The 20,260-nt window shown below is 59.4% G+C and carries 17 protein-coding genes; 7 read left to right on the top strand and 10 right to left on the bottom strand.

What is annotated here, in order from left to right; all coding sequences use genetic code 11:
* Positions 1–11 precede the first annotated feature (11 nt).
* The 8 genes from ABIT76_12695 to ABIT76_12660 form a co-directional block, all read right to left on the bottom strand.
* Positions 12–968: an ABC transporter ATP-binding protein gene (locus tag ABIT76_12695; GenBank protein MEO7934006.1), complete on the bottom strand. Its 957-nt coding sequence runs from the start codon at positions 966–968 to the stop codon at positions 12–14.
* Positions 965–2,629 (bottom strand): hypothetical protein, encoded by a 1,665-nt coding sequence (locus tag ABIT76_12690; GenBank protein ID MEO7934005.1) that lies wholly within the window; start codon positions 2,627–2,629, stop codon positions 965–967. The genes ABIT76_12695 and ABIT76_12690 overlap by 4 nt, the downstream gene beginning before the upstream one ends.
* The gene (locus ABIT76_12685) at positions 2,626–3,624 is read right to left on the bottom strand and encodes an AAA family ATPase (protein ID MEO7934004.1); all 999 of its coding nucleotides are present in this window, start codon (positions 3,622–3,624) and stop codon (positions 2,626–2,628) included. The genes ABIT76_12690 and ABIT76_12685 overlap by 4 nt, the downstream gene beginning before the upstream one ends.
* 10 nt (positions 3,625–3,634) lie before the next feature.
* Complete coding sequence (locus tag ABIT76_12680) at positions 3,635–4,930, bottom strand: hypothetical protein (GenBank protein ID MEO7934003.1); 1,296 nt, start codon at positions 4,928–4,930, stop codon at positions 3,635–3,637.
* Between the two features lie 12 nt (positions 4,931–4,942).
* The gene (locus ABIT76_12675; GenBank protein ID MEO7934002.1) at positions 4,943–5,170 is read right to left on the bottom strand and encodes a KH domain-containing protein; all 228 of its coding nucleotides are present in this window, start codon (positions 5,168–5,170) and stop codon (positions 4,943–4,945) included.
* Between the two features lie 66 nt (positions 5,171–5,236).
* Positions 5,237–6,367, bottom strand: coding sequence for a rod shape-determining protein RodA (gene rodA, locus ABIT76_12670; protein ID MEO7934001.1), 1,131 nt, complete (start codon positions 6,365–6,367; stop codon positions 5,237–5,239).
* A complete protein-coding gene (locus ABIT76_12665; protein ID MEO7934000.1) occupies positions 6,367–7,152 on the bottom strand; it encodes an ATP-binding cassette domain-containing protein in 786 nt (261 codons plus the stop codon). Before ABIT76_12665 ends, rodA begins: the two co-directional genes overlap by 1 nt.
* Positions 7,149–7,937: a thiazole synthase gene (locus ABIT76_12660; protein ID MEO7933999.1), complete on the bottom strand. Its 789-nt coding sequence runs from the start codon at positions 7,935–7,937 to the stop codon at positions 7,149–7,151. The genes ABIT76_12665 and ABIT76_12660 overlap by 4 nt, the downstream gene beginning before the upstream one ends.
* A gap of 93 nt (positions 7,938–8,030) precedes the next feature.
* Between ABIT76_12660 and ABIT76_12655 the strand changes: the two genes are divergently transcribed.
* Genes ABIT76_12655 through ABIT76_12625 form a run of 7 tightly spaced genes read left to right on the top strand, consistent with a single transcriptional unit; the run spans position 8,031 to position 12,995 of the window.
* Positions 8,031–8,588, top strand: coding sequence for a YqgE/AlgH family protein (locus ABIT76_12655; protein ID MEO7933998.1), 558 nt, complete (start codon positions 8,031–8,033; stop codon positions 8,586–8,588).
* A gap of 46 nt (positions 8,589–8,634) precedes the next feature.
* The gene (locus ABIT76_12650; protein MEO7933997.1) at positions 8,635–8,850 is read left to right on the top strand and encodes a hypothetical protein; all 216 of its coding nucleotides are present in this window, start codon (positions 8,635–8,637) and stop codon (positions 8,848–8,850) included.
* Positions 8,851–8,906: 56 nt separating this feature from the next.
* A complete protein-coding gene (gene pyrR / locus ABIT76_12645; GenBank protein ID MEO7933996.1) occupies positions 8,907–9,455 on the top strand; it encodes a bifunctional pyr operon transcriptional regulator/uracil phosphoribosyltransferase PyrR in 549 nt (182 codons plus the stop codon).
* A gap of 5 nt (positions 9,456–9,460) precedes the next feature.
* A complete protein-coding gene (locus ABIT76_12640) occupies positions 9,461–10,414 on the top strand; it encodes an aspartate carbamoyltransferase catalytic subunit (protein MEO7933995.1) in 954 nt (317 codons plus the stop codon).
* Between the two features lies 1 nt (position 10,415).
* A complete protein-coding gene (locus tag ABIT76_12635) occupies positions 10,416–11,126 on the top strand; it encodes a DUF1003 domain-containing protein (protein MEO7933994.1) in 711 nt (236 codons plus the stop codon).
* On the top strand, positions 11,123–11,713 hold the full coding sequence (locus tag ABIT76_12630; protein ID MEO7933993.1) for a lysozyme inhibitor LprI family protein: 591 nt from the start codon (positions 11,123–11,125) through the stop codon (positions 11,711–11,713). The genes ABIT76_12635 and ABIT76_12630 overlap by 4 nt, the downstream gene beginning before the upstream one ends.
* 1 nt (position 11,714) lies before the next feature.
* Positions 11,715–12,995: a dihydroorotase gene (locus tag ABIT76_12625; protein MEO7933992.1), complete on the top strand. Its 1,281-nt coding sequence runs from the start codon at positions 11,715–11,717 to the stop codon at positions 12,993–12,995.
* Between the two features lie 756 nt (positions 12,996–13,751).
* On the opposite strand, the gene ABIT76_12620 is transcribed toward ABIT76_12625, so the two are convergent.
* Positions 13,752–14,132, bottom strand: coding sequence for a response regulator (locus ABIT76_12620; GenBank protein MEO7933991.1), 381 nt, complete (start codon positions 14,130–14,132; stop codon positions 13,752–13,754).
* Positions 14,133–14,163: 31 nt separating this feature from the next.
* On the bottom strand, positions 14,164–20,157 hold the full coding sequence (locus tag ABIT76_12615) for a PAS domain S-box protein (GenBank protein MEO7933990.1): 5,994 nt from the start codon (positions 20,155–20,157) through the stop codon (positions 14,164–14,166).
* Positions 20,158–20,260: the final 103 nt, after the last annotated feature.

The following is a 20,260-nucleotide window of genomic DNA, read 5'->3' as shown; positions in this document are numbered from 1 at the left end:
GAGTCAGGTTGTTATTGCGCCTTCAAAATATCCACGAAGGCATCTTCCAAACGGCGCTGCTCGCGGTGGAAATCCAGAACCGGAATGCCGTCGCTCACGAGTTGGCGCAGGCAGGCGGCGATCTCCTCGTCCGTGCTTCCGGCGAGCCGGATGCGACCGCCTTCGCGAGTGGCATCGACCAGTGTCAGACCGGGCTGAAGCGTGATCCATTCGACCAAAATCTTCGGGTCACCAGCGACTGTGACCAGGATCACCGCCGCCGCGCCGTCCTGCTGTTTCAGGTCCGCGGCGCTGCCAAAATGCACGACTTGGCCCTGGTCGATGAAGAGCATCGTGTCGCACATTTCGGCGAGTTCCGAAAGAATGTGAGAGCTGATGAAAATGGTTTTCCCCTGCTCCGCGAGCAGGCGGATGAGGTTCTTAAATTCGATGCGCGCCTTCGGATCGAGCCCGGCGGCGGGTTCGTCCAGAATGAGCACCTCGGGATCGTGCAACAGCGTTCGCGCGAGGCAGAGCCGTTGGTTTTGGCCCTTGGAAAGCTTGTTCGCCGGACGTGCCGAGAGGATTTCCAAGTCGGTGAAAGCCATCACTTCGCGCAGCCGCTGATGCCTTGCGCCGCCTTGCAAACCGAAGGCGCGTCCGTAGAAATCGAGGTATTCCGCGACCGACATATGATCGTAACTGCCGTAGGCGTCGGGCATCCAGCCGATGCGGCGGCGCACTTCACCGGGGAAATTTACCACGTCGCAACCGCAGATTTCCACGGTGCCGGATGTCGGCATGTCGAGTGTGGTCATGATGCGCATGGTGGTCGTTTTTCCCGCGCCGTTGGCTCCGATGAAGCCGACGACCTGGCCCGCATAGACATCGAAGCTCAGTCCCTGCACAGCGTGAACGTTACCGAAGCTGCGCGTGAGCTGGCGCACCGAAATGACCGGTTTCGGCGGGAGTGGAGGCGGCGTGCTCATGGAGAAACGGGGCCGGTGTAGAGCACGCGATCGTCACGCCATTGGATGGAGGACAGCGTGGAAATGAGGGCGTCCTTGGGTGCGCGGGCGGTGGCGTAAAATGAGTTGGGTTGCATGGTTATCTGGCGGCGCATGGCCTCTAGGCGCGGGCCGGGCAACCCCTTCAAACTCAGATTGAGCTGAGACTCCATCGCGGCGGAATCGACTGGCGAAAGCGTCACCGTCTGGCCCGGTCCGATCCCGGTTCCGTGCCAGACGCGATTGGTGGTGGCATCGACCCAGAAAAAGTTGTCCAGCGTCGCGCCGATGCTGGAGAGAATTTTCGGCGGCTGACCTTGGGCGACTTCACTGGCGTTGACGATTTGCACCTTCGCCCGCGACGGTCGGACGGCGGCGATCCATTGGCCTTGAATGCGGCGGCTGCTGAACCAGTTGCCGGAAATGTGAGTGCCATCGAAGACGGCTGCCTGCGGCAGATTATCGAGGGTGATCGGCTCGATCAGCGCAGTGCGATCAAACTCGAATCCGCTGCCGGTGAGCAGGCCGGTGCGGGAGGCTTGCTCTTGCAGGACGACCTCGGAATTTTGCTCCGGCAGGAGATGAATCAGGGCCAGACGCCGGCCCCAGCCAGCGAAGCCGTCCTGCACGAGAATGGTGAGGCCGACGAGTAGCGCGCCACCAATGGAGAGCAGCGGCGTGGTCCAGAAAATGCGATGCCGTTTCTCGCGCCGGGCAAAGATGAAGAAATTCACCGGGCCAACGACGATGCCGAAAACCGCGATGATGCCAATGAGCAAAATCGAGTTGGGCCGGTAGGGCGGAACGAGCGTTTTATTGGGCCAGTTGGAGCGATATCCGTCGCTCAACTGCGTGCTGATGCTGGCTTTGTTACGTTCGACTTCCATTGCAATCTGGAAGGCACCGGCCAGCTCCACGGTCTTGATTTCTCCGAAGCCGCGGCGTTCCGTCGAAGGTGCGGCGGCAGTCGTAAACACATGCAAAACGCCGCCCGTCGCCACCCATTGCTCGACTGCCAGCCGCGTCGCCGGAGGCAGCGCGGTCCACTCATTGCCGGTGATCCAGATTTTATCGAATCCGGACAAGGCGCGCCAGTCGGCAGGTAGCCGGGCAAAGTCGATGGAGGCATTGAAAGTGACCGAGCCTTTTTCCAATTTCTCCCGAATCTCCGAGCCGGATTGACGATCTATTTCCAGGCTGTAACCGACCGCCGGACCACTATAACCGCGTCCACCGCCTTTCGTGGCGAGTTGGATGCTGCTCGCGCTCACTCCATAGCCCTCGGACTGGACCGAGAGCGAGCTGTTTACATATTGCGACGGCCCGATGATTGCCAGCGGGACGAGCACTTCGAAGACGCGCTCGCCATTGCCGGGGACGGAAAAAGATTGCTGGAGCGTGACCGTGTTTCCCCTCGCGCCGTAGCTGTTTCCGGGGCTCTGAAAGGTAAAATCCCACGAGTGCGTGGACGGCGTGTCGTTGGTGATCGTGATCTTCAGCGGAGCGTAACCCGAGCGCGGCTGCTCATCGAAAAGCTGGCCGACTTTGATCTGAATGCCGCTTCGATCCTGCGTCGGAATCGTCTGCGTTGATCCAGCCCAGGCGGAGGCGGCGCAGAGAAAAAGGAGCCACCAGAATCTCATACTTTGGCGGCTTGCAGAATGTCGGCGACGGCTTTGTTTTGCGCCGGCACGGACTCCAGCAATTGCGCCACGATTTGACTCGAAGTCGTGCCGTCGAGCTTCGCGCTGTAGTCGAGCACGAGCCGATGTTGCAGCACTGGACCCGCCACGGCCTGCACGTCCTCGAAGCTCGCGTTGAGGCGTTTCTCCAGCAGAGCGCGCGACCTCGCGGAGGCAGCCAAAGCCAGCGCGGCGCGCGGACTGGCACCGTATTTCACCCCGGCGGCGAGATGTGTCGCCTCGACCAGTCGTGCGATGTAATTCGCCACGACATCGGGCAGAAAAATCCGGCGCGCGATGGCGGTGACGGCCTGCAATTCCTCGTGGCTCAGCACTGGCTGCAAGGCGAGTTCCATTCCGATCTCGCGGTTTTTTACGATGCGCTCGATCACTTCCACGCTTGTGCGGCGGACTTCGAGCTTGAAGAGAAAACGATCCAACTGCGCCTCGGGCAGCGGATACGTGCCCTCGAGTTCGATCGGATTCTGGGTCGCCAAAACGAAAAATGGATCGGGCAATTCATGCGTCTCGCCGAGAACGGTGACCCGCCGTTCCTGCATCGCCTCCAGCAGCGCGGACTGCGTTTTCGGCGAGGCGCGATTGATTTCGTCGGCCAAAACCAGATTGGCAAAGAGCGGCCCCGGCTGAAAAACGAAGCGTCGCTGACCATCGATTTCCTGCAAAATGGGATTGCCTGTGATGTCGCCGGGAAGCAGGTCGGGGGTGAATTGCACGCGCTTGGCCACGAGCGAGAGCGTGCTGGCGAGGCCTTTGACGAGTTCCGTTTTGCCCAAGCCGGGAAGGCCTTCAAGCAGCAAATGCCCACGGGAAAGCAGTCCGATGATGACGAGGTCGATGAGCGTTTCCTGTCCGAAAAGGACGGTTTGCAACGCGGCTCGAAGTCGCTGCAAATGCGCGGAGGCCGGGGTGATTTCGGATTCGGTGACGTGGTTCATGAAAGTGAGCTTATTTGAAATAGCGGCCCAGCGTGGCGCGCTCGGCGGGAGTGAGATTGTCTTTCCAGACGGCCTGCCCGCCTTCGCCATTACTGGAAATGGGGCCTGCTGTGGTGACGGGCGCAGTCTGGTTTTTATCCACCTGATGCTCGCCGCTACTCAACCCAACCACGTCGCCGGGCAGGGCGCGGGTGAGGTCGTCGTTGCTGATCGTGTCGGTTTCCTTGGTGTGCAAATTGACCGTGTCCGCTTTTGAAGTCAGTGGAGCGGGACCACCCCCGCCGCCCGGGCCGCCAGATTGTCCGGGTTTCTCCATGCCAGCGAAAACGGAGTCCGCTTTCTTCCCGCCCTGACCGGGGGCGAGGCAGGACTGGCAGGCACCCGCGCCTTTTTGGAGTTGTTGCTGAAGCTGGGCGAGCTGCTCTGGACTGAGCGATTTCAGCGATTTGGGGTCCATCTTTTGGAGCTTCTTCAGCAAGTCCTTGTTGATCGCGAGCTTGCCATTTTCCAAATTTTGCAAGGCTCCAGCCAGAGCTTGGTTCATCGCTTTCAAGTCGTTGTCGGTCAGCGGAGTGTCACCGGCCTGCATCAGTTTGGCGGCGGTGTCGGCGGAAACTTGGAGGCTTTTTTGAAGGTCGCGAATCGCCTGATCCGTCTCGGCACGCAGGTTGTCGCCCGCTTCGAGACTGGCGTGGTCGTACCATTCCTTCGCGTCCTGACCGCGCAAAGTGTCGAGCTGATCCTGCACGTTTTCGAGGCTGGCGGGTTCGACGACGTCCTCTTTCTTGAGCGCATCAATCGTGGTTTGCACCTCGGCCCAGGCGGGCGGCTGTTCCTGTGGACGGGCGACGGTTCGAGTCAGACCCGGCACGGGAACGAGATTCGCGGCGAGCCAGAGCGCGATGCCGGCAAGAATCGGCCACGTGACTTTTCGCCAGCGCCAGTCGAGGGCGTCTGTGAGATTTTCCCGAGGTTGCGGCCATGCGGAAATGCCCGCGCGCGCGGCGGTGAGGCCATTGTGCAGGCGCATGGAAATCTCCAGCCGCACCATGCCATCGACTGCGGACCAAAATTTTTTCCATTGGAGTTTGAGTCCAATCAGCGCGCCGGTCAGCAGCACGGCGAGCGTGATCCAAATCACCGGAACGAGCGGTTGCTCCTGACGGCGAAGGATGAGGATCGCGCAACTGCCGACGATGGCGGCCCCGAGAAAAACTGGCAGGAAAACCGTGAGCCAGCTCGCGATATTTTGCTTCCACGCCACCCGCCGCGCCCGGGATTTCCAGAATTGCTCGGCCTCGGACATGACGGCCTTCTATTAGATGAGTTCGACCGCGACTTTCAATCCGTGGCGCGCTGCCCCGGCGGAAAGCACTGCGCGAATGGCACCGATGGTTTGCCCGTGTTTGCCGATGATTTTGCCAACGTCCTCGGGATTCACTTGGATGTTGAAGAGGACGCGCTGATCGGCCTCGTGTTTGACGATGACGATTTCATCCGGGAAATCCACCAGGCCTTTGATGACAAATTCCAAGAATTCTTCCACGCGAGGAGTAGAACAATCCAATCCCGCGCTGGCAAGCAAAAGGTGGCTCTTTTTTCAACCGAATTTTTAGCGCAAGCTGCGGCGTTTTTCGGTCGGCTCGCGATGAATCCAGATGCTTTGCAAAATGCCGAGCCCGGCCATGATGATGAGCACGAACGAGCCGCCGTAACTGATGAACGGCAGCGGCAATCCGGTGATCGGCGTTACGGAAATCGTCATGCCGATATTCATGAAGGTATGCGTGAAAATGAGCGTCATAATTCCCGTGCCCATGAGGAGGCCAAACGGGTCGGAAGCTTGGGAGGTCATATAGAGACCGGTGACGAGCAGTGCGCCAAACACCGTGACCAAAGCAGCGCCGCCCAGGAAGCCGTGCTGTTCGCCGATGACTGCGAAAATAAAGTCGTTGTGGACGATGGTCTCCGGGAGAAAGCCGAGTTCATTTTGCGTATTGGGAGCCTTGAAACCCTTGCCTTCGAAGCCACCGGAACCGATGGCGATGAGCGATTGGTTAATCGTCCAGCCCTCGCCTCTTTTATCCTGTTCGGGGTGGAGAAACGTGGTGAGCCGCCGGACCTGATACGGCTTTAAGACGAATGTAATCGCCACGGGAATGAGCGCCGCACCGATGAGCAGCATGGTGAGCAGGTAGCGTTTCGGGATGCCGCCGATGAAGAACATCGCCATGACGACGGGCACCCAGACAATGCACGAACCGAGGTCGGGCTGCTTGAGAATCATCAGCCACGGTGCGCCGACGATGGCTCCGGTAATGAGGATGCGCAGGAGCGGGTGGAGTTTCTGCAACTGACTCAGGACGAGCGCAATGACCATAATGGAAGCCATCAGGGCCAGTTGCGAGGGCTGAAACATCATTACTTTCAGATCCAGCCAGCTTTTCGCGTTATACCTCGTCACCCCGAAAAGAATCACCGCCACGAGCGAGAGAATGCCAACCACATAAATGGGTAGAGCGCCCCATTTCAGCCAGCGATAATCGACGAGCGCGAGCACGAAATAAACCGCCAGGCTGATCAGCATCCAAGTCGTTTGTTTGGTCCAGATGTTGGCGAGATTTCTGTCGGTTCGCATCCAGGTCGCGCTGTAAACGGCGAAGACGCCGAAGATGCACAGGGCGAGCATGAGTCCGAAAAGCAGCCAGTTCAGGCCGAGGAGTTTTTTGAGCAGCGGATGCATTAAATCGTGGGAACGGCTTCGAGCAGGCGGCGGGTATAGGCGTGTTGTGGGTTTTGGTAAATCTCCGTGGCCGTGGCCGATTCGACGATTTCACCGCGATACATCACGAGGACTTGGTCGCTGATGTGCTCGACCACCGCGAGGTCGTGCGCGATGAAGAGGTAGGTCAGCCCGAGTTGTTCCTGCAAATCCTGGAGCAAATTGACAACCTGCGCCTGCACGGAAACGTCGAGCGCACTCACAGCCTCGTCGCAGACAATGAAATCCGGCTTCACCGCCAGCGCTCGCGCGATGCCGATGCGCTGGCGCTGGCCGCCGCTGAATTCGTGCGGGTAACGGCTGGAAAAATCGGGGTTGAGTTCCACTAGATTGAGCAGCTCGGCGATACGATCCCGGCGCTGGTTGCGGTTCATTTCCGGGAAGTGAATTTCCAAGGGTTCGCTGACGATTTGCTCGATGGTCAGTCGCGGGTTGAGCGAGCCGTAGGGGTCTTGAAAAATCATCTGCATCCGGCGGCGATACGGACGGAACTCGGCCTCTGTGAGAGGGAGAATGCTTTTTCCCTCGAAAAGGACTTCGCCGGAGGTGGCTTTTTCGAGTTTGAGCAGAGCCTTGCCAATAGTGGTTTTGCCGCTGCCGCTTTCGCCGACGAGGCCAACGGTCGTGCCACGTTCGATGGAGAAACTAACGTCTGTGACTGCTTTCACCGGCTCCGGTTTGCCAGTGAAGAGGCCGGCCGGTTTTTCAAACCAGACCCGAAGATTTTTCACCTCCAGCAGACTCATAAATTTCCCAAAAATCCGGTCAGCGGACTGGTCGGACTCGCAGTCGATTGCGGCCCAATCAAACCTAACTCGTATGCCACCCGGCCCGCTTCCACGGCGGTGGCAAAGGCGCGCGCCATTTGCACTGGATCGCTGGAAACGGCGATGGCGGTATTAATCAACACGGCGTCCGCTCCCATTTCCATGGCCTCGGCAGCCTGGCTGGGTGCGCCGATTCCTGCATCGACGATGACCGGCACGGTGGCTTGCTCGATAATGATCTCAATCTGGTCGCGGGTTCGAATCCCGCGATGACTTCCAATCGGCGCGCCCAGCGGCATCACCGTCGCGGCGCCGACATCCTGCAAACGACGGGCCAGCACCGGGTCGGCGTTGATGTAAGGCATGACGACAAAGCCCTCGCGCACAAGGATTTCCGTGGCCAGAAAAGTTTCAATCGGGTCCGGCAGCAACCAGCGCGGATCGGGATGGATCTCGAGTTTCACCCATTTCGGCAGGCCCGCCGCGACGGCCAAACGCGCGAGCCGGACGGCTTCCGTGGCATTCATCGCGCCGCTCGTGTTCGGCAGCAGAAGATATTTTTTCGGGTCGATGAAGTCGAGAATGTTGGCAAAAGGATCGCTCTTCCCGGTGAGATCGACGCGGCGCAGGGCGACGGTCACGATTTGAGTTCCACTCGATTCCAGCGCATCGCGCATCGATTCGTTGCTGGAAAATTTCCCGGTCCCGAGAAAGAGGCGCGAGGAAAATTCCCGGTCGGCGATACGCAAAAGTTGGCTGGGCATGAACGCGAAAAATAACAGGCCCGGCCGAATTTTCAGCAAAAAGAAACGACGCGCTCCAGTTGCATGTCGATTCGACTGTTCTAATTTGCCGATGTGATTCCCGAGTTCTTCAATCTCACTGGAAAACTCCTGCTGGCCCACCCGAATCTGCGTGATCCCAACTTCCGCCACAGCATCGTTTATCTGGCGAAACACGATGCGCTCACCGGGGCCTTTGGCTTTATCATTAACCGCCCGATCTCGCAGACTTTCGAGGAACTCGGCGCGTTGGGAATCTCACCGATTTTCGCCGAGGCGAAGCTGCATCTCGGCGGTCCGGTCGCGACCAACAGTGTGCTTCTGGCGATGTTTGACTGGGACCCGCTGCTGCGAAAACTGACGGTTCATCACTCTATAAAAACCACCGCAGACGAGGAGGACGATCTCGTCACCGACCCTTCGCGCACGATGGCGCTGATCGGATATTCCGGCTGGGAGGCGGGTCAACTCGAACGGGAAATCGAGGAAAACACCTGGCTGATTCAGGACCCAAACCAGGCGCATTGCGACCTGCTTTACGCCGACCATGCGACTTGGAAAAAACTCGTGTCGCGAATACATCCCAACTTGAAGCTGCTCGCCGAAATGCCGAACGATCCGAGTTTGAATTAAAATTTTGAGTTGCATTCCTGATCGATTTCCACAAAATCCCCCTCCAATGGACCCTCAAAAAGACGACTCGTCTGACTTGGTCAAAAATTCCGTGCTGTATCGGGAGTTTTTGGCAGAACGGGAAGAAATTCTCCGTCACAAATGGATCGAAAGCGAGAAATCCGGCCACGATATCGGTTTCGAAAAAGCTCTCCTCGAATGGATCGTGAAACACCGCTCCACCTGGCGCGAGAATCGCAAAAAACAAAACGTTTCCCCTTAAACTCACCCAACCCCATCCTTTAATCCGGCCCTGTGAGACCGCGAAAGGAACTTCAAATGACATCACCAGAAAACGGCGTCCTGCTCATGGATGCCCCAGCCATCGAACGGGCGATCAAGCGCATCGCCCACGAAATCGTCGAACAAAATCCCGATCTCAGTCAGATCGTTCTCGCCGGCATCCCGCTGAGAGGAGTGGAACTCGCCCGCCGCCTCGCGGCACACATCACCAGCTTCGAGGGCCAGCCAGTCGAAACAGGAGTCGTCGATGTCACGATGCATCGCGACGACTATCATTTGCGCGGCAAACTCCCCTCCCCGCAGCAGACGATTCTCCCGCTCAATCTCACGGATCGCACGATCATCCTGATCGACGACGTGCTCTTCACCGGACGTACCTGCCGCGCTGCGCTAGACACGATTTCCAGCTTCGGACGCCCCGCCCGCATTCAACTCGCATCGTTGCTGGATCGAGGGCACCGCGAGTTGCCGATTCGGCCGGATTACGTCGGGAAAAATGTCCCCTCCTCGCGCAACGAGCGCGTCATGGTCCGCCTCACCAACGTCGATCCAGAAGGCGATTCCGTCTGGCTGAGAAAAAGCTAACTCCCATGGCAACCGCACCTTCTTCCACAACCTGGACTCGTAAAGATCTCGTCGGCATTCAGGAGCTTTCCGCGGATGAAATCCGACTCGTGTTAGACACCGCTGCTGCCTTCAAAACTGTGGGCACTCGTGAGATTAAAAAAGTCCCGGCGCTTCGGGGAAAGACGATGATCAATTTCTTCGTCGAGCCCAGCACGAGAACTCGCACTTCATTCGAGTTAGCCGCGTTTCGCCTGAGTGCGGACGTGATTAATATTTCTGCGTCGAGTTCCAGTCTAACCAAGGGCGAAACGCTCAAGGATACGGCGCTGAATCTGCAAGCGTTGCAGGCCGACATTATCGTCCTACGGCACAGCTCGGCGGGCGCGGCGCAGTTCCTTGCGGAGCGTCTTTCAGCCAGCATCATCAATGGCGGCGACGGCGCGCATGAGCATCCGACTCAGGCTTTGTTAGATACCTTCACCATTCAGGAAAAACTTGGGCGCATCAAAGGACTGCACGTGGCGATCATCGGCGATATTCTCTTCAGTCGCGTGGCGCGTTCTAACATTCACACGCTGCTCAAGCTCGGTGCGAAAGTCACCCTGGTTGGGCCGACGACGTTAGTCCCGAAGGTCTTCGAGGAACTCGGCTGCTCGGTCACACACGACTTGGATTCCATTCTGCCCGAAGTCGATGTGGTCAATCTTCTCCGCATCCAGCATGAGCGGCAGCGCAAGGAATACTTCCCCAGCCTCGGCGAATACACCTCGCTTTTTGGTCTCACCAAAGCTCGCGCCGAACGACTGAAACCGGAATGTCTCATCATGCATCCGGGGCCGATTAATCGTGGCGTCGAGATCGACAGCGACCTCGCCGACAGCAGCCGCAGCGTCATATTAGACCAAGTCACCAATGGCCTCGCCGTGCGCATGGCCGTCCTCTACCTCTGCGCCGGCAGCGGCAAACTCACCGCGTAAAATGATCCAGCACGACACCGGCATTTGCGCGATCAGCCAGCGCACACTTCCCATGGACGAGCTGGTGCCGTTGTCCGCCATTCGACCCGGAGTGGCCAGCTTGATTGTTAGTGCCCACCCAGAGCTCAGTGAGGAAAGCCTGATCTCGAACGACGAGTTAAACAAGTATCGCTCCGACTACATCAGCCAGGCGCTAAAGGACGACATGGGCGAGATCACCGCGCTTGAGGAAGACGTGGTGCGGAGTCTGCGGGAACACGAGATTCTCAATGAGAACATCAACGATTCCTTTGATGAACAATTCACCTTCGGCGAAAAGCTGGCCGACAAGATCGCGTCGTTTGGCGGAAGCTGGACCTTCATCCTGGCCTTCGGCGGTTTTCTGGCTATTTGGATCATCATCAACACGTTGATTCTGAGCCGGCGGCCGCCCGATCCTTATCCGTTTATCCTGCTCAATCTGCTCCTCAGCGCACTCGCGTCGCTCCAGGCACCAGTCATCATGATGAGCCAGAACCGGCAGGAGGCGAAGGATCGCATTCGCGCCGAGCACGACTACAAAATCAACCTCAAGGCCGAGCTGGAAATCCGCCACCTCCACGAAAAAGTCGATCATCTACTCAAGCAACAATCGCAGCGCCTGCTGGAGATCCAGCAGATCCAGATCGATCTCCTGCGCGAGGCCCTGCATAAGCCTGAAATTCCCAAATGAACCGCCTCCTGCTCATTCTTGTGTTAGTCGTCGTCACGGTCGCGAGCGCTTTCTCCCAAAGTCAGAGGGAGATGAACTTGGTGGCGCAGCGGAACTTTGAAAAAGCCGATACGCGCCTCAATAAAGTTTATCAGAAACTGCTCACCCAATGCGACGCAGAGGCTAGGGAAAAACTGAAGACCGCCCAGCGCGCGTGGGTCGTTTTTCGCGATGCGGAAGCCGATTACGCCGCCGATGATGAGGCCCGAGGCGGCAGTCTGGCCTCTCTCATTTATTCTAACACGCAGACGCAACTCACCCAAGAGCGCACCGCTCATTTCCAGAAACTTCTCGCCATCAGCACGCCAGAAGTCTCCGGCGCAAGCCGCTCTTCCGGGAGCGCACGCGTCTCGCGTGTTCCCTTTTGCGTCTCGCGAAAGGGCTTTGACGTAAATGGTCCTCTCTCTAACTCGGCTTTGAGGCGAACCGAGCGGGGCGAGATAGCCTGCCGCAGGCAGCCCGTAGGGTTTGCGCGGAAGCGCAAAGCAAACACCTCAAAGAACACGCGAGACGCGTGCGCTCCCGGAGACGTTGCCACATTTTTCTAACATGAGTTCCATTCTTCTCAAAAACGGCCGCATCATCGACCCGGCCAGCCATCGTGATGCCATTGGCGACCTGCTCGTCATCGACGGAAAAATTTCTGATTCGAGTTCCAGTGTGCTCGCGGCCGAGGTGATCGACTGCACGAATTTGGTCATCGCGCCCGGCCTCATCGACCTGCATGTCCACCTGCGCGAGCCGGGTCAATCGGCCAAGGAAACCATCGCCTCCGGCACGCGCGCCGCCGCCGCCGGGGGATTTACCTCGGTCGTTTGCATGCCGAATACGTCGCCCACGGTCGATTCGCCGAGCGTCGTTTCCTGGATCAAGGAAAAGGCCGCTGCCGAGGGTGTGATCAATGTTTTCGTCACCGGCGCGATCACCAAGGGCATCGCCGGCGAGGAGCTGGCACCCATTGGTTCCATGTTCAAGGCCGGCATCGTTGCCCTGACCGACGACGGGCGCTGCATTCAAAACCACGAGCTGATGCGGCGCGCCCTCGAATACGCCCGCATGTTTGGCCTCGTCGTGATGGATCATTGCCAGGACACCAACCTGGTAGGCAAGGGCGTGATGCACGAGGGCCGCGTGAGCACCGAACTGGGCCTGCCCGGCTGGCCGGCGATTGGCGAGGAAATCATCGTCCAGCGCAACGCCATGCTCGCCGAGTTGTGCGAGACGCCCATTCATTGCCAGCACCTGAGCAGCGGCGGCAGTGTGCGGATTTTGCGCGAAGCCCGGAGTCGCGGGATTCCCCTTTCCGGTGAGGTCTGCCCGCATCACATCGCGCTCACCGATGACTCGATTCGCGGGTTCGACACCAATTTCAAAATGAATCCCCCGCTCCGCACCCAGCGCGACATCGACCTGCTCATCGGCGGCATCGCGGACGGCACGATCACCGTTTTGGCCAGCGATCACGCGCCGCATTGCAACTACGAGAAGGAAGTGGAGTTCGACCAAGCTCCCTTCGGCATCCTCGGGCTGGAAACGGAGTTTGGCCTTTTTCACGACATCTTGGTGAGGAAAAATCGCGCCATCGACCTGCCGCGCCTCATCGCGCTGCTCACCTTGGAACCGGCGCGTTTGCTGGGGCTCGACCGGGGAACGCTGGCTGTCGGAGCCGTGGCCGACATTACGCTGATCGATCCCTCACTCGCCTGGACGGTGAACAAGGACGCTTCCGCCAGCCGCAGCCGCAACACCCCATTTCACGGCCACGAACTGACTGGTCGCGCCGTCCGCACCATTGTCGGCGGGAAAACGGTTTGGGAAATTGGGCAATGACTCAAGTCCCTTTGGCTTCTGTTGGATGGTAGGACGAGCGGCCCCGCTCGTCTGCTCCATGCGGTCCAAGGACATGCGAGGCCACATGTCCCTACCTGTTTTCGAGACTTTTTAGACGCCCTCTAAGAGGGGGGTGCGCGGACGACTTTCTGGGGAGCACACGCGACTCGCGTGTGGGTTTCGGCGACTCGCCGAAACTGCGTTCCAGCAGCAATGCGGCACCGCGAAAGGGAATCAGACAATGGGGGCGAGTCGCCCCCATCCGCACGCGAGTCGCGTGCGCTCCCCTTGGCATTTACGCTCCAGCTTTTACAAGACTAATCGGGATATCCGCTGAGAGCACTGAAAGTCCCCTTTGAGGGCTCTACGGGAAAAAGTGCAGGGTTCGGACAGATTTCTATCCAATTCTGTCCAAACCCATCCCGAAATGGCTACCCTCTCGCCAATACCTCCATGTCGGGATCGGAAATGGGCTACCCTCTGGAAAATAAGTCCATTCCCGGCTCCCGAAAGGGCCACCCTCTGGAAAATAAGCCCATTCCCGGGATCGGGAATGCAGGTCTTCTGGAAAATAACCCCATTCCTGTGGTCGGAAATGCGGTTTCTCCCGACAGTAAACCCATTTCCGACTCCCGAATTGAGAGGAACCAGCATCTGAGGACCGATGCCCTCCAGCACCCCTTGGAGGGCACTTGTCCTCAAGTGCCATCACCGGCCACACTTCCAAGCCCGCGCCCTTTCGCGGAAAATGATGCTTTAGCCCCGCTCTTGAATCGCTTCGGCGAGGAGCGTATCCAACTCCTCGGGCATAAAGGGTTTCAGCAGGTGATGACGATACCCGGCAGCACGGCTTTTTTCGCGGTCGGCATTCATTCCGAAACCGCTCATCGCAATGCCGTAGATCGGCTTGGACACCTGGCGCATGAGTTCCCAGCCATCGCCGTCGGGCAGGCCAATGTCGGACAGGAGCACATCGCAATCCAACTCGGCAAGCAGCCGCAGGGCTTGTTCGAGAGTGACGGCGGTGTGAACCTGATGGCCGTTTTGCTCCAGATACAGCTTCAGGAAACGCAGGGTGTCGGGGTGGTTTTCTACGAGACAGATGCAGAGGGGACGCGTGACGCCGGGTGAGGTCATGGGGGTGAAATATCAGGGAGTTGCGGTGTTTTCAACCTTCCGATTTCGCTGATAAAATGGGGAGTCGCACCACGAAGGTCGCGCCTTTTTTCTCGCCTTCGCTCTGGGCATCGAGCGTGCCGCCAAGGCCGGTGACAGTGGCGTTGGCGATGGCCAGACCGAGGCCGAGGCCGCCGAACCGGCGCTTGATGGTTTCGTTGGCCTGGGTAAAGGCCTCGAAGATTTGCGTGAGCGATTCGGGGGCAATGCCGATGCCGGTGTCGGTGACGGAGACCACGATGGATCCCGGCTCGTTCCAGCTGCGGATGGTGATGGCGCCCTGCTCGGGGGTGAACTTGGAGGCGTTTTTCAGGAGGTTCCAGAAGACCTGTTGGAGGCGCGATTTGTCGCCGCTGACCTGTGGCGATTCGGCTTCGAGCCGGACCTCGAGCTTTTGCTCTTTGGCTTGAAGGTCACCCTGCGAAATCTCCACGGCATGGCGCACGATCTGGTGCAGATCGACCGGGTCGCGCTCGAGTTCCATCTTGCCGTGGACGATGCGGGTGAGGTCGAGCAGATCGTCGATCAGCCGGGCTTCGAGGAGAATGTTGCGCTGGATCATCGCGAAAGATTCGCCAACATACTCGGGCAAAGCGCCCATCTCGGGCATCTTGGCCAGACTGTAAACGGCCATCAGCACAGGCGTGAGCGGGGTGCGCAATTCATGGGAAAGCACCGCGAGGAAGTTATCCTTGGCATGGCCGGCGGCCTCGGCCTCGGCGCGGGCGGTCTGCTCGGCGGCGAGGAGCTTGGTGAGCTCGTCCTCAAACATTTTCCGCTCGGTGAGGTCGCGGCTGATCTTGGCAAAGCCCTCCTGCAGCGGGATCATGATTTCATTGACCCAGTAGTGCTCGCCATTTTTGCGCATGCGCCAGCTTTCGTTCTCGGAGCGGCCCAGACGGCGGGCGTTCACCATTTCCAGCTCGGCCAGGTTGCGGCGGACGTTGTCCTCGGGCACCTCAAAAAGGGAGAAATGCTGGCCGAGGACTTCCTCCTCATTGTAGCCGGTGATGCGGGCCGCACCCTGATTCCAACTCGTGATGTTTCCCTCGGCATCGAGTAGAAAAATGGCGTAATCCTGGACGGATTCGACGAAGACCCGGAAGCGTTCCTCGGCCTGGCGGCGGGCCTGATCGGCGAGACGAGCCTCAGTCATATCTCGGAAGATTTTCACCAGCCCGACCTTTTTCCCGGCCCCGTCCTGCATGGCCATCATCACGCCGCTGCCCCAGAAACGCTCCAGATTTTTGCGAATGTGCCAGCGTTCATCCATCGAGCGGCCATCGCGCAGCGCCACCGAGGCCTCGGTCTGCGGGATGTTGTTCGCGCGATCCTCCGGAGTGAAGATGATGTCTGCGGGCTGACCGATGATTTCGTCGCACGTAAAGCCCAGGAGGCGCTCCGCACCCGAGTTCCAACTGGTGACACGCCGATCCAAGTCCATTGAGAAAATGGCATATTCGCGGGCGTTTTCGACGATCAGCCGGAGATGTTCCTCGCTCTCGCTGAGAGCGTTGGCGGCGCGGTCGCGCTCCAGAATAATGCTGGCCACGTAGGCTCCAAAACTAGCGATGCGCAGCTCCCATTCGCTCGGTGGGCGCGCCTCGTCGAAGCAGAGCAAGAACGACGCGATGGGCTGTCCGTCGCCGCCAATGACGGGCTCGGAGTGGCAGGCGCGAATACCATGGGCAAGGCAAAGATCGCGCCAGGACTGGGACCATTTCTCCTCGTTCGCAATATCGATGCAAGTCACCGGGTTGTAGAGGTAAACCCCTTCGGCGGTGGTGCCGGTGACGAGTTCGCTGATCGGAGCGTCGCTCAAGCCTTCGCCAAACGTGGGATCAAGGTCAGCTGAATAAGCGTGGGGAAATCTCGTGCGCGCCTCGTCGGCCACGAGGATCACGCCCCGCGCGTGGGGCTGGAGGCGGACGACAGAGGCGGTGAGTTCGGTGAGGCACTCGGCCAGGGGATGGCCGCTGATGATGAGTTCGAGGATGTTCTTCTGTTCGAGGAGCAGGGTTTCGGCTTGTTTGCGCTCGGTGATGTCGATGAGCACGCCAGGGAAGCGGATCGGTTTTCCATCGGAATCAAACTCGATGACACCCCGCGCCACGACCCAGCGGAGTGCGCTGTCCTGGTCATAGACGCGGTATTCGGCTTCAAAATCCCCGTTCTTCATCGCCTCGGCCAGGGCGGCCTCCAGCGGCGGACGATCGTCCTCATGCACGCTGCGGAGGTAAGCTGAGAGCGGACCACCGGCGGCCTCCTCGGGCGTGACGGCGAAGAGGCGGGTGGCATTCTTATCAGCGATGAGCCGGTCGTTGGGAATGTCCCAAGTCCAGGTGGCGATCTCGGCGGCGGAGAGCGTGGCCTCAAGCCGGGCGCGGGTGTCGAGGAGTTGCTCGTTGGCTTGCTGCAACTCCTGGCCGCGCAGAATGATGTCGGCCTCGATGAGTTTGGTGCGATCCTCCAGCTCGGAAAACGCCTCGTCCTCCCGGCCCTCGCCGCGTTTGCGCTGGATGAACGGCGTGACGTCCTCGACGCGGTGAATGATGTAGGCTAGCTCGCCGCCTTCTCCAAAAATGGGCGCGTTGACCGGGCTCCACCAACGCTCCTCGAGTTGTCCGTCGGGGTTGGTCAGCGGGTAATACTGGACCGCCATGGGGTCGGCGCGTTTCTCCTTTCGCACCCGCTCGAAGGAGGCCCGCATGTTCTCGCTGGTCTGCGTTTGCTCCTGCGAATCCTCGGAAAAAATCTCGAAGATGCTGCGGTTCATCAACGTGTCGCGGGTCGTCCCGGTTGCCTGCAAATAGGCGTCGCTCACGGCCATGATCTTGCAGGTGTCGGGCTCGATCACGACGTATTTGCCCGGTGCGCTCTCGAAGATCTGGCGGAAATTCATCCGCGTCGCCTCGCTGCGTTTGCGTTCGGTGATGTTATGCGTGATGCCCACGAAACGACCCTGGCCGTTTCGCTCCAAGAAGACGCCATGGGAGCTTTGCCAAACGATTTCCCCCGTGTCTGGATGCACGAAGCGGAACTCCGAGTCGAACCGGCCATTCTCCGCGAGCGCCTTCTCGAATGCGTCCTCCACCCGCGCGCGATCCTCCGGGTGAATGATGTCGATAATCTCCGGGCGAGTCTCCGGCAGGGTGAAGCCAAGCACTCGCGTGCGGTTGCCGACGTAACGCACCTGGCCAGTCGCCGGGTCCATTTCCCATCCGTAGATGTTCGCCGCCTCCAGCGCGAAACGCATCCGCTCCTCGGAATCACGCAATGCCAGATGCGCCTGGCGCGACTCCGTGATGTCCACAAAAGTGAGGACGACGCCATTGATGTGATCCTCAATCGTGCGGTAAGGCAGCATTCGGACCAGATACCATTCGGACCCGCTGGAAACCTCGCGACGGACCACAGCCAGCGTCTTCAGCACGCTCGCAGCATCGGGAATGAGACTGGGGTATTCCAGTCGGTGCTTCAAGTCGGCCAGGGGTCGTCCGATGTCACTCGAAATCAAATGAAACAGCCCGACCGCCGGCGGCGTGAAACGCATGATCCGCAGCTCGCGATCCAGGAAAATGGTGGCGATGTCGGTCGAGGCCATCAAATTGTGCAAGTCGCTGTTGGCCTGGCCGAGTTCATCGACATTGCCCTTCATTTCGAGGTTCACCGTAGTCAGTTCCTCGTTTACCGATTGCAGTTCCTCGCGACTCGTCTCGAGCTCCTCCGTGGCCGAGCGGAGTTCCTCGTTCATCGCCTGCAATTCCTCGTTGCTCGCCTTCAATTCCTCCGTGCCCGCCTCGTATTGCTCGATGGTGTCGCGCAGGTTGGCCTTCACGTGCGTCAGCTCTTTTTCGAGATTTTGCAGGACCGAATCGTTGGTTTTCACCGACGGTTCCCTGCGTTCCTCCGTGGAGACCTCCTCGACGGCGAAGACGACGAGCAGATAACCCGGGGCCACGTCGCCGACGGGCGAGACGCGGATGTTCGCACGATGGGGCTTGCCGTTTTGGTCGAATGGCACCCGCACGGCCTCGGCCTCCTCGCCGCTTTGCGCCGCGCGAAAGAGAGTCGCCCGCAACTCGATTCGCAGCGTCGGGTGGACGAGTTGCAATAGATTCTTGGTCGGTTCGCCGCCGGTGTGCTGGAGGAAACGGCCGGCTGATTCCGACATGTGAAAGATCTCGTAATCGGCATTTACCAAGATGGAGGGCGGCGCGAGCCGCTCGATCAAATGAAAGTGGATTGCGCTCCAAGTCGGACGATTTTCCCGGTCCTCAATGACGCCGGGCAGCGGCAGAGGCACCTGAGTAGGATTGAACTGCCGGCCCGCGACGATGAGGCTGTGCGAGCCCGGATGCACTTGATAGGAGCGCGACACCACGCCGGAACCCATCGGCATGGGGAGATTGCTCCGGGCGACGGATTGATGCGCGTAGATGCGAAATTTCTTGTCCAGAATCCGGAAGAGCAGCGAGCCGTCCTCGACCGACTCCGACGAGCCGAGAAATAGCAGTCCCTCCAGCCGCAGCGCGAAATGGAAAATATCCAGCGCCCGCGCCTGCGCCTCGCGATTGAGGTAAATCAGGAGGTTGCGGCACGTCACCATGTCGAGCCGGGAAAACGGTGAATCCTTCAGCAGATCGTGCGAGGCGAAAAGCACCGCCTCCCGAATTTCGCGGCGAACGCGGTAGCCGTCGTGGACCTTGATGAAAAACCGGCGCAGGCGTTCCTCCGAGACGTCCTCCTCAATGGCCATGGGATAGATGCCATTGCGCCCGATCTGCACGACTTCGTCATGGAGGTCCGTGGCGAAGACCTGGAGCGAGGGCGGCGTGGCCAGTGTGCTGGCATATTCCGTGAGCAGCATAACGACGGAATACGCCTCCTCACCCGTGGCGCAGGCGGCGACCCAGACACGCACACTGTCCGACGGTCCCTTGTTTTTGAACAGCTCCGGGATGCGCGCCTCCAGCGCCTCAAAGGCCTCACGGTCGCGGAAAAAATTCGTCACCGAGATGAGCAAATCCTGCAACAACGCCCCGGCTTCGCCCGTGTGCATCCGCAGAAAGGCGAGATACGCAGGGAGGTCGTCCACTCCATTCACCTGCATCCTGCGCGAGATGCCGCGTAGAATGGTGGCGCGTTTGTAATAGCTGAAGTCGCGCCCGGTCCGCGTCCGCAAAAATGCCAGCACCTCGCGCAGCGCGGTCTCGCTCTCCGAGGGCTCGGGCGCTGGCGAAATGGCGGGTTGCGGTCCGTCCTCGGAGGGAACAATGACCCTTTTTTCCAGCTCGAAATAATTCACCAATCGCCGGGGCATTTCCTGCACGGGCAGCACCCAGTCGATCATGCCCGTGTTGATGGCCGAGATCGGCATGGAGGAGGTTTGCGCCTCGTTCGGATCCTGGGCGATGGTCAGCCCGCCGCGTTCCTTGATCCGCTTGATGCCGAGCGCTCCGTCGCCGTCGGCCCCAGAGAGAACGATGGCGGCGGAATGCGGCCCATGCGAGTCGGCCAGCGACCGGAAAAACAGATCGACCGCCACACGTTTCCCGCGCACGCGCTCTAGCGGAGTTAGACGCAAATGGCCGTCGGTCGCGGTGAGATGTTTGCCCGGCGGAATGACGTAAACCGAGTTGGCCTCGACTTTTTCGCCATCGTTTGCCTGTTTGACCCGCATCTTCGTCGAGCGCTGGAGAATGTCGGCGATCGTACTCTCGTGCTCCGGCGAGAGGTGCAGGATGACGACGAAAACCATTCCGCTCTCCGCCGGCATCGCCTCGAAAAACTCCCGCAACGCCTGAATCCCGCCCGCCGAGCCGCCGAGGCAAACCATCGGCAGCATCTGGTAGCCGTAGCTCGGCACGATGTTGTCGATTTCGTCCACTGCCTCCTGCTCCACACAGTCCGGTGAAACGTCTGGAAGTCCGCCCTTGCCGGAGTCGTTTTCCTCGTCAGACGAATGTGAATGGGAGTTGCTCATGGGGCTGCGGACCGATTGAAAGTGAATAAAACGTCAAGCAACCGGGCTCCAGCTTGTCATCAAACCTGAAGTGGTCCATAGGGCTGGCCCCTGAGAGTGCTTG

Source organism: Chthoniobacterales bacterium (genome assembly GCA_039930045.1).
GTDB lineage: Bacteria > Verrucomicrobiota > Verrucomicrobiia > Chthoniobacterales > DASVRZ01 > DASVRZ01.
This window is presented reverse-complemented; position numbering and strand designations above follow the sequence as displayed.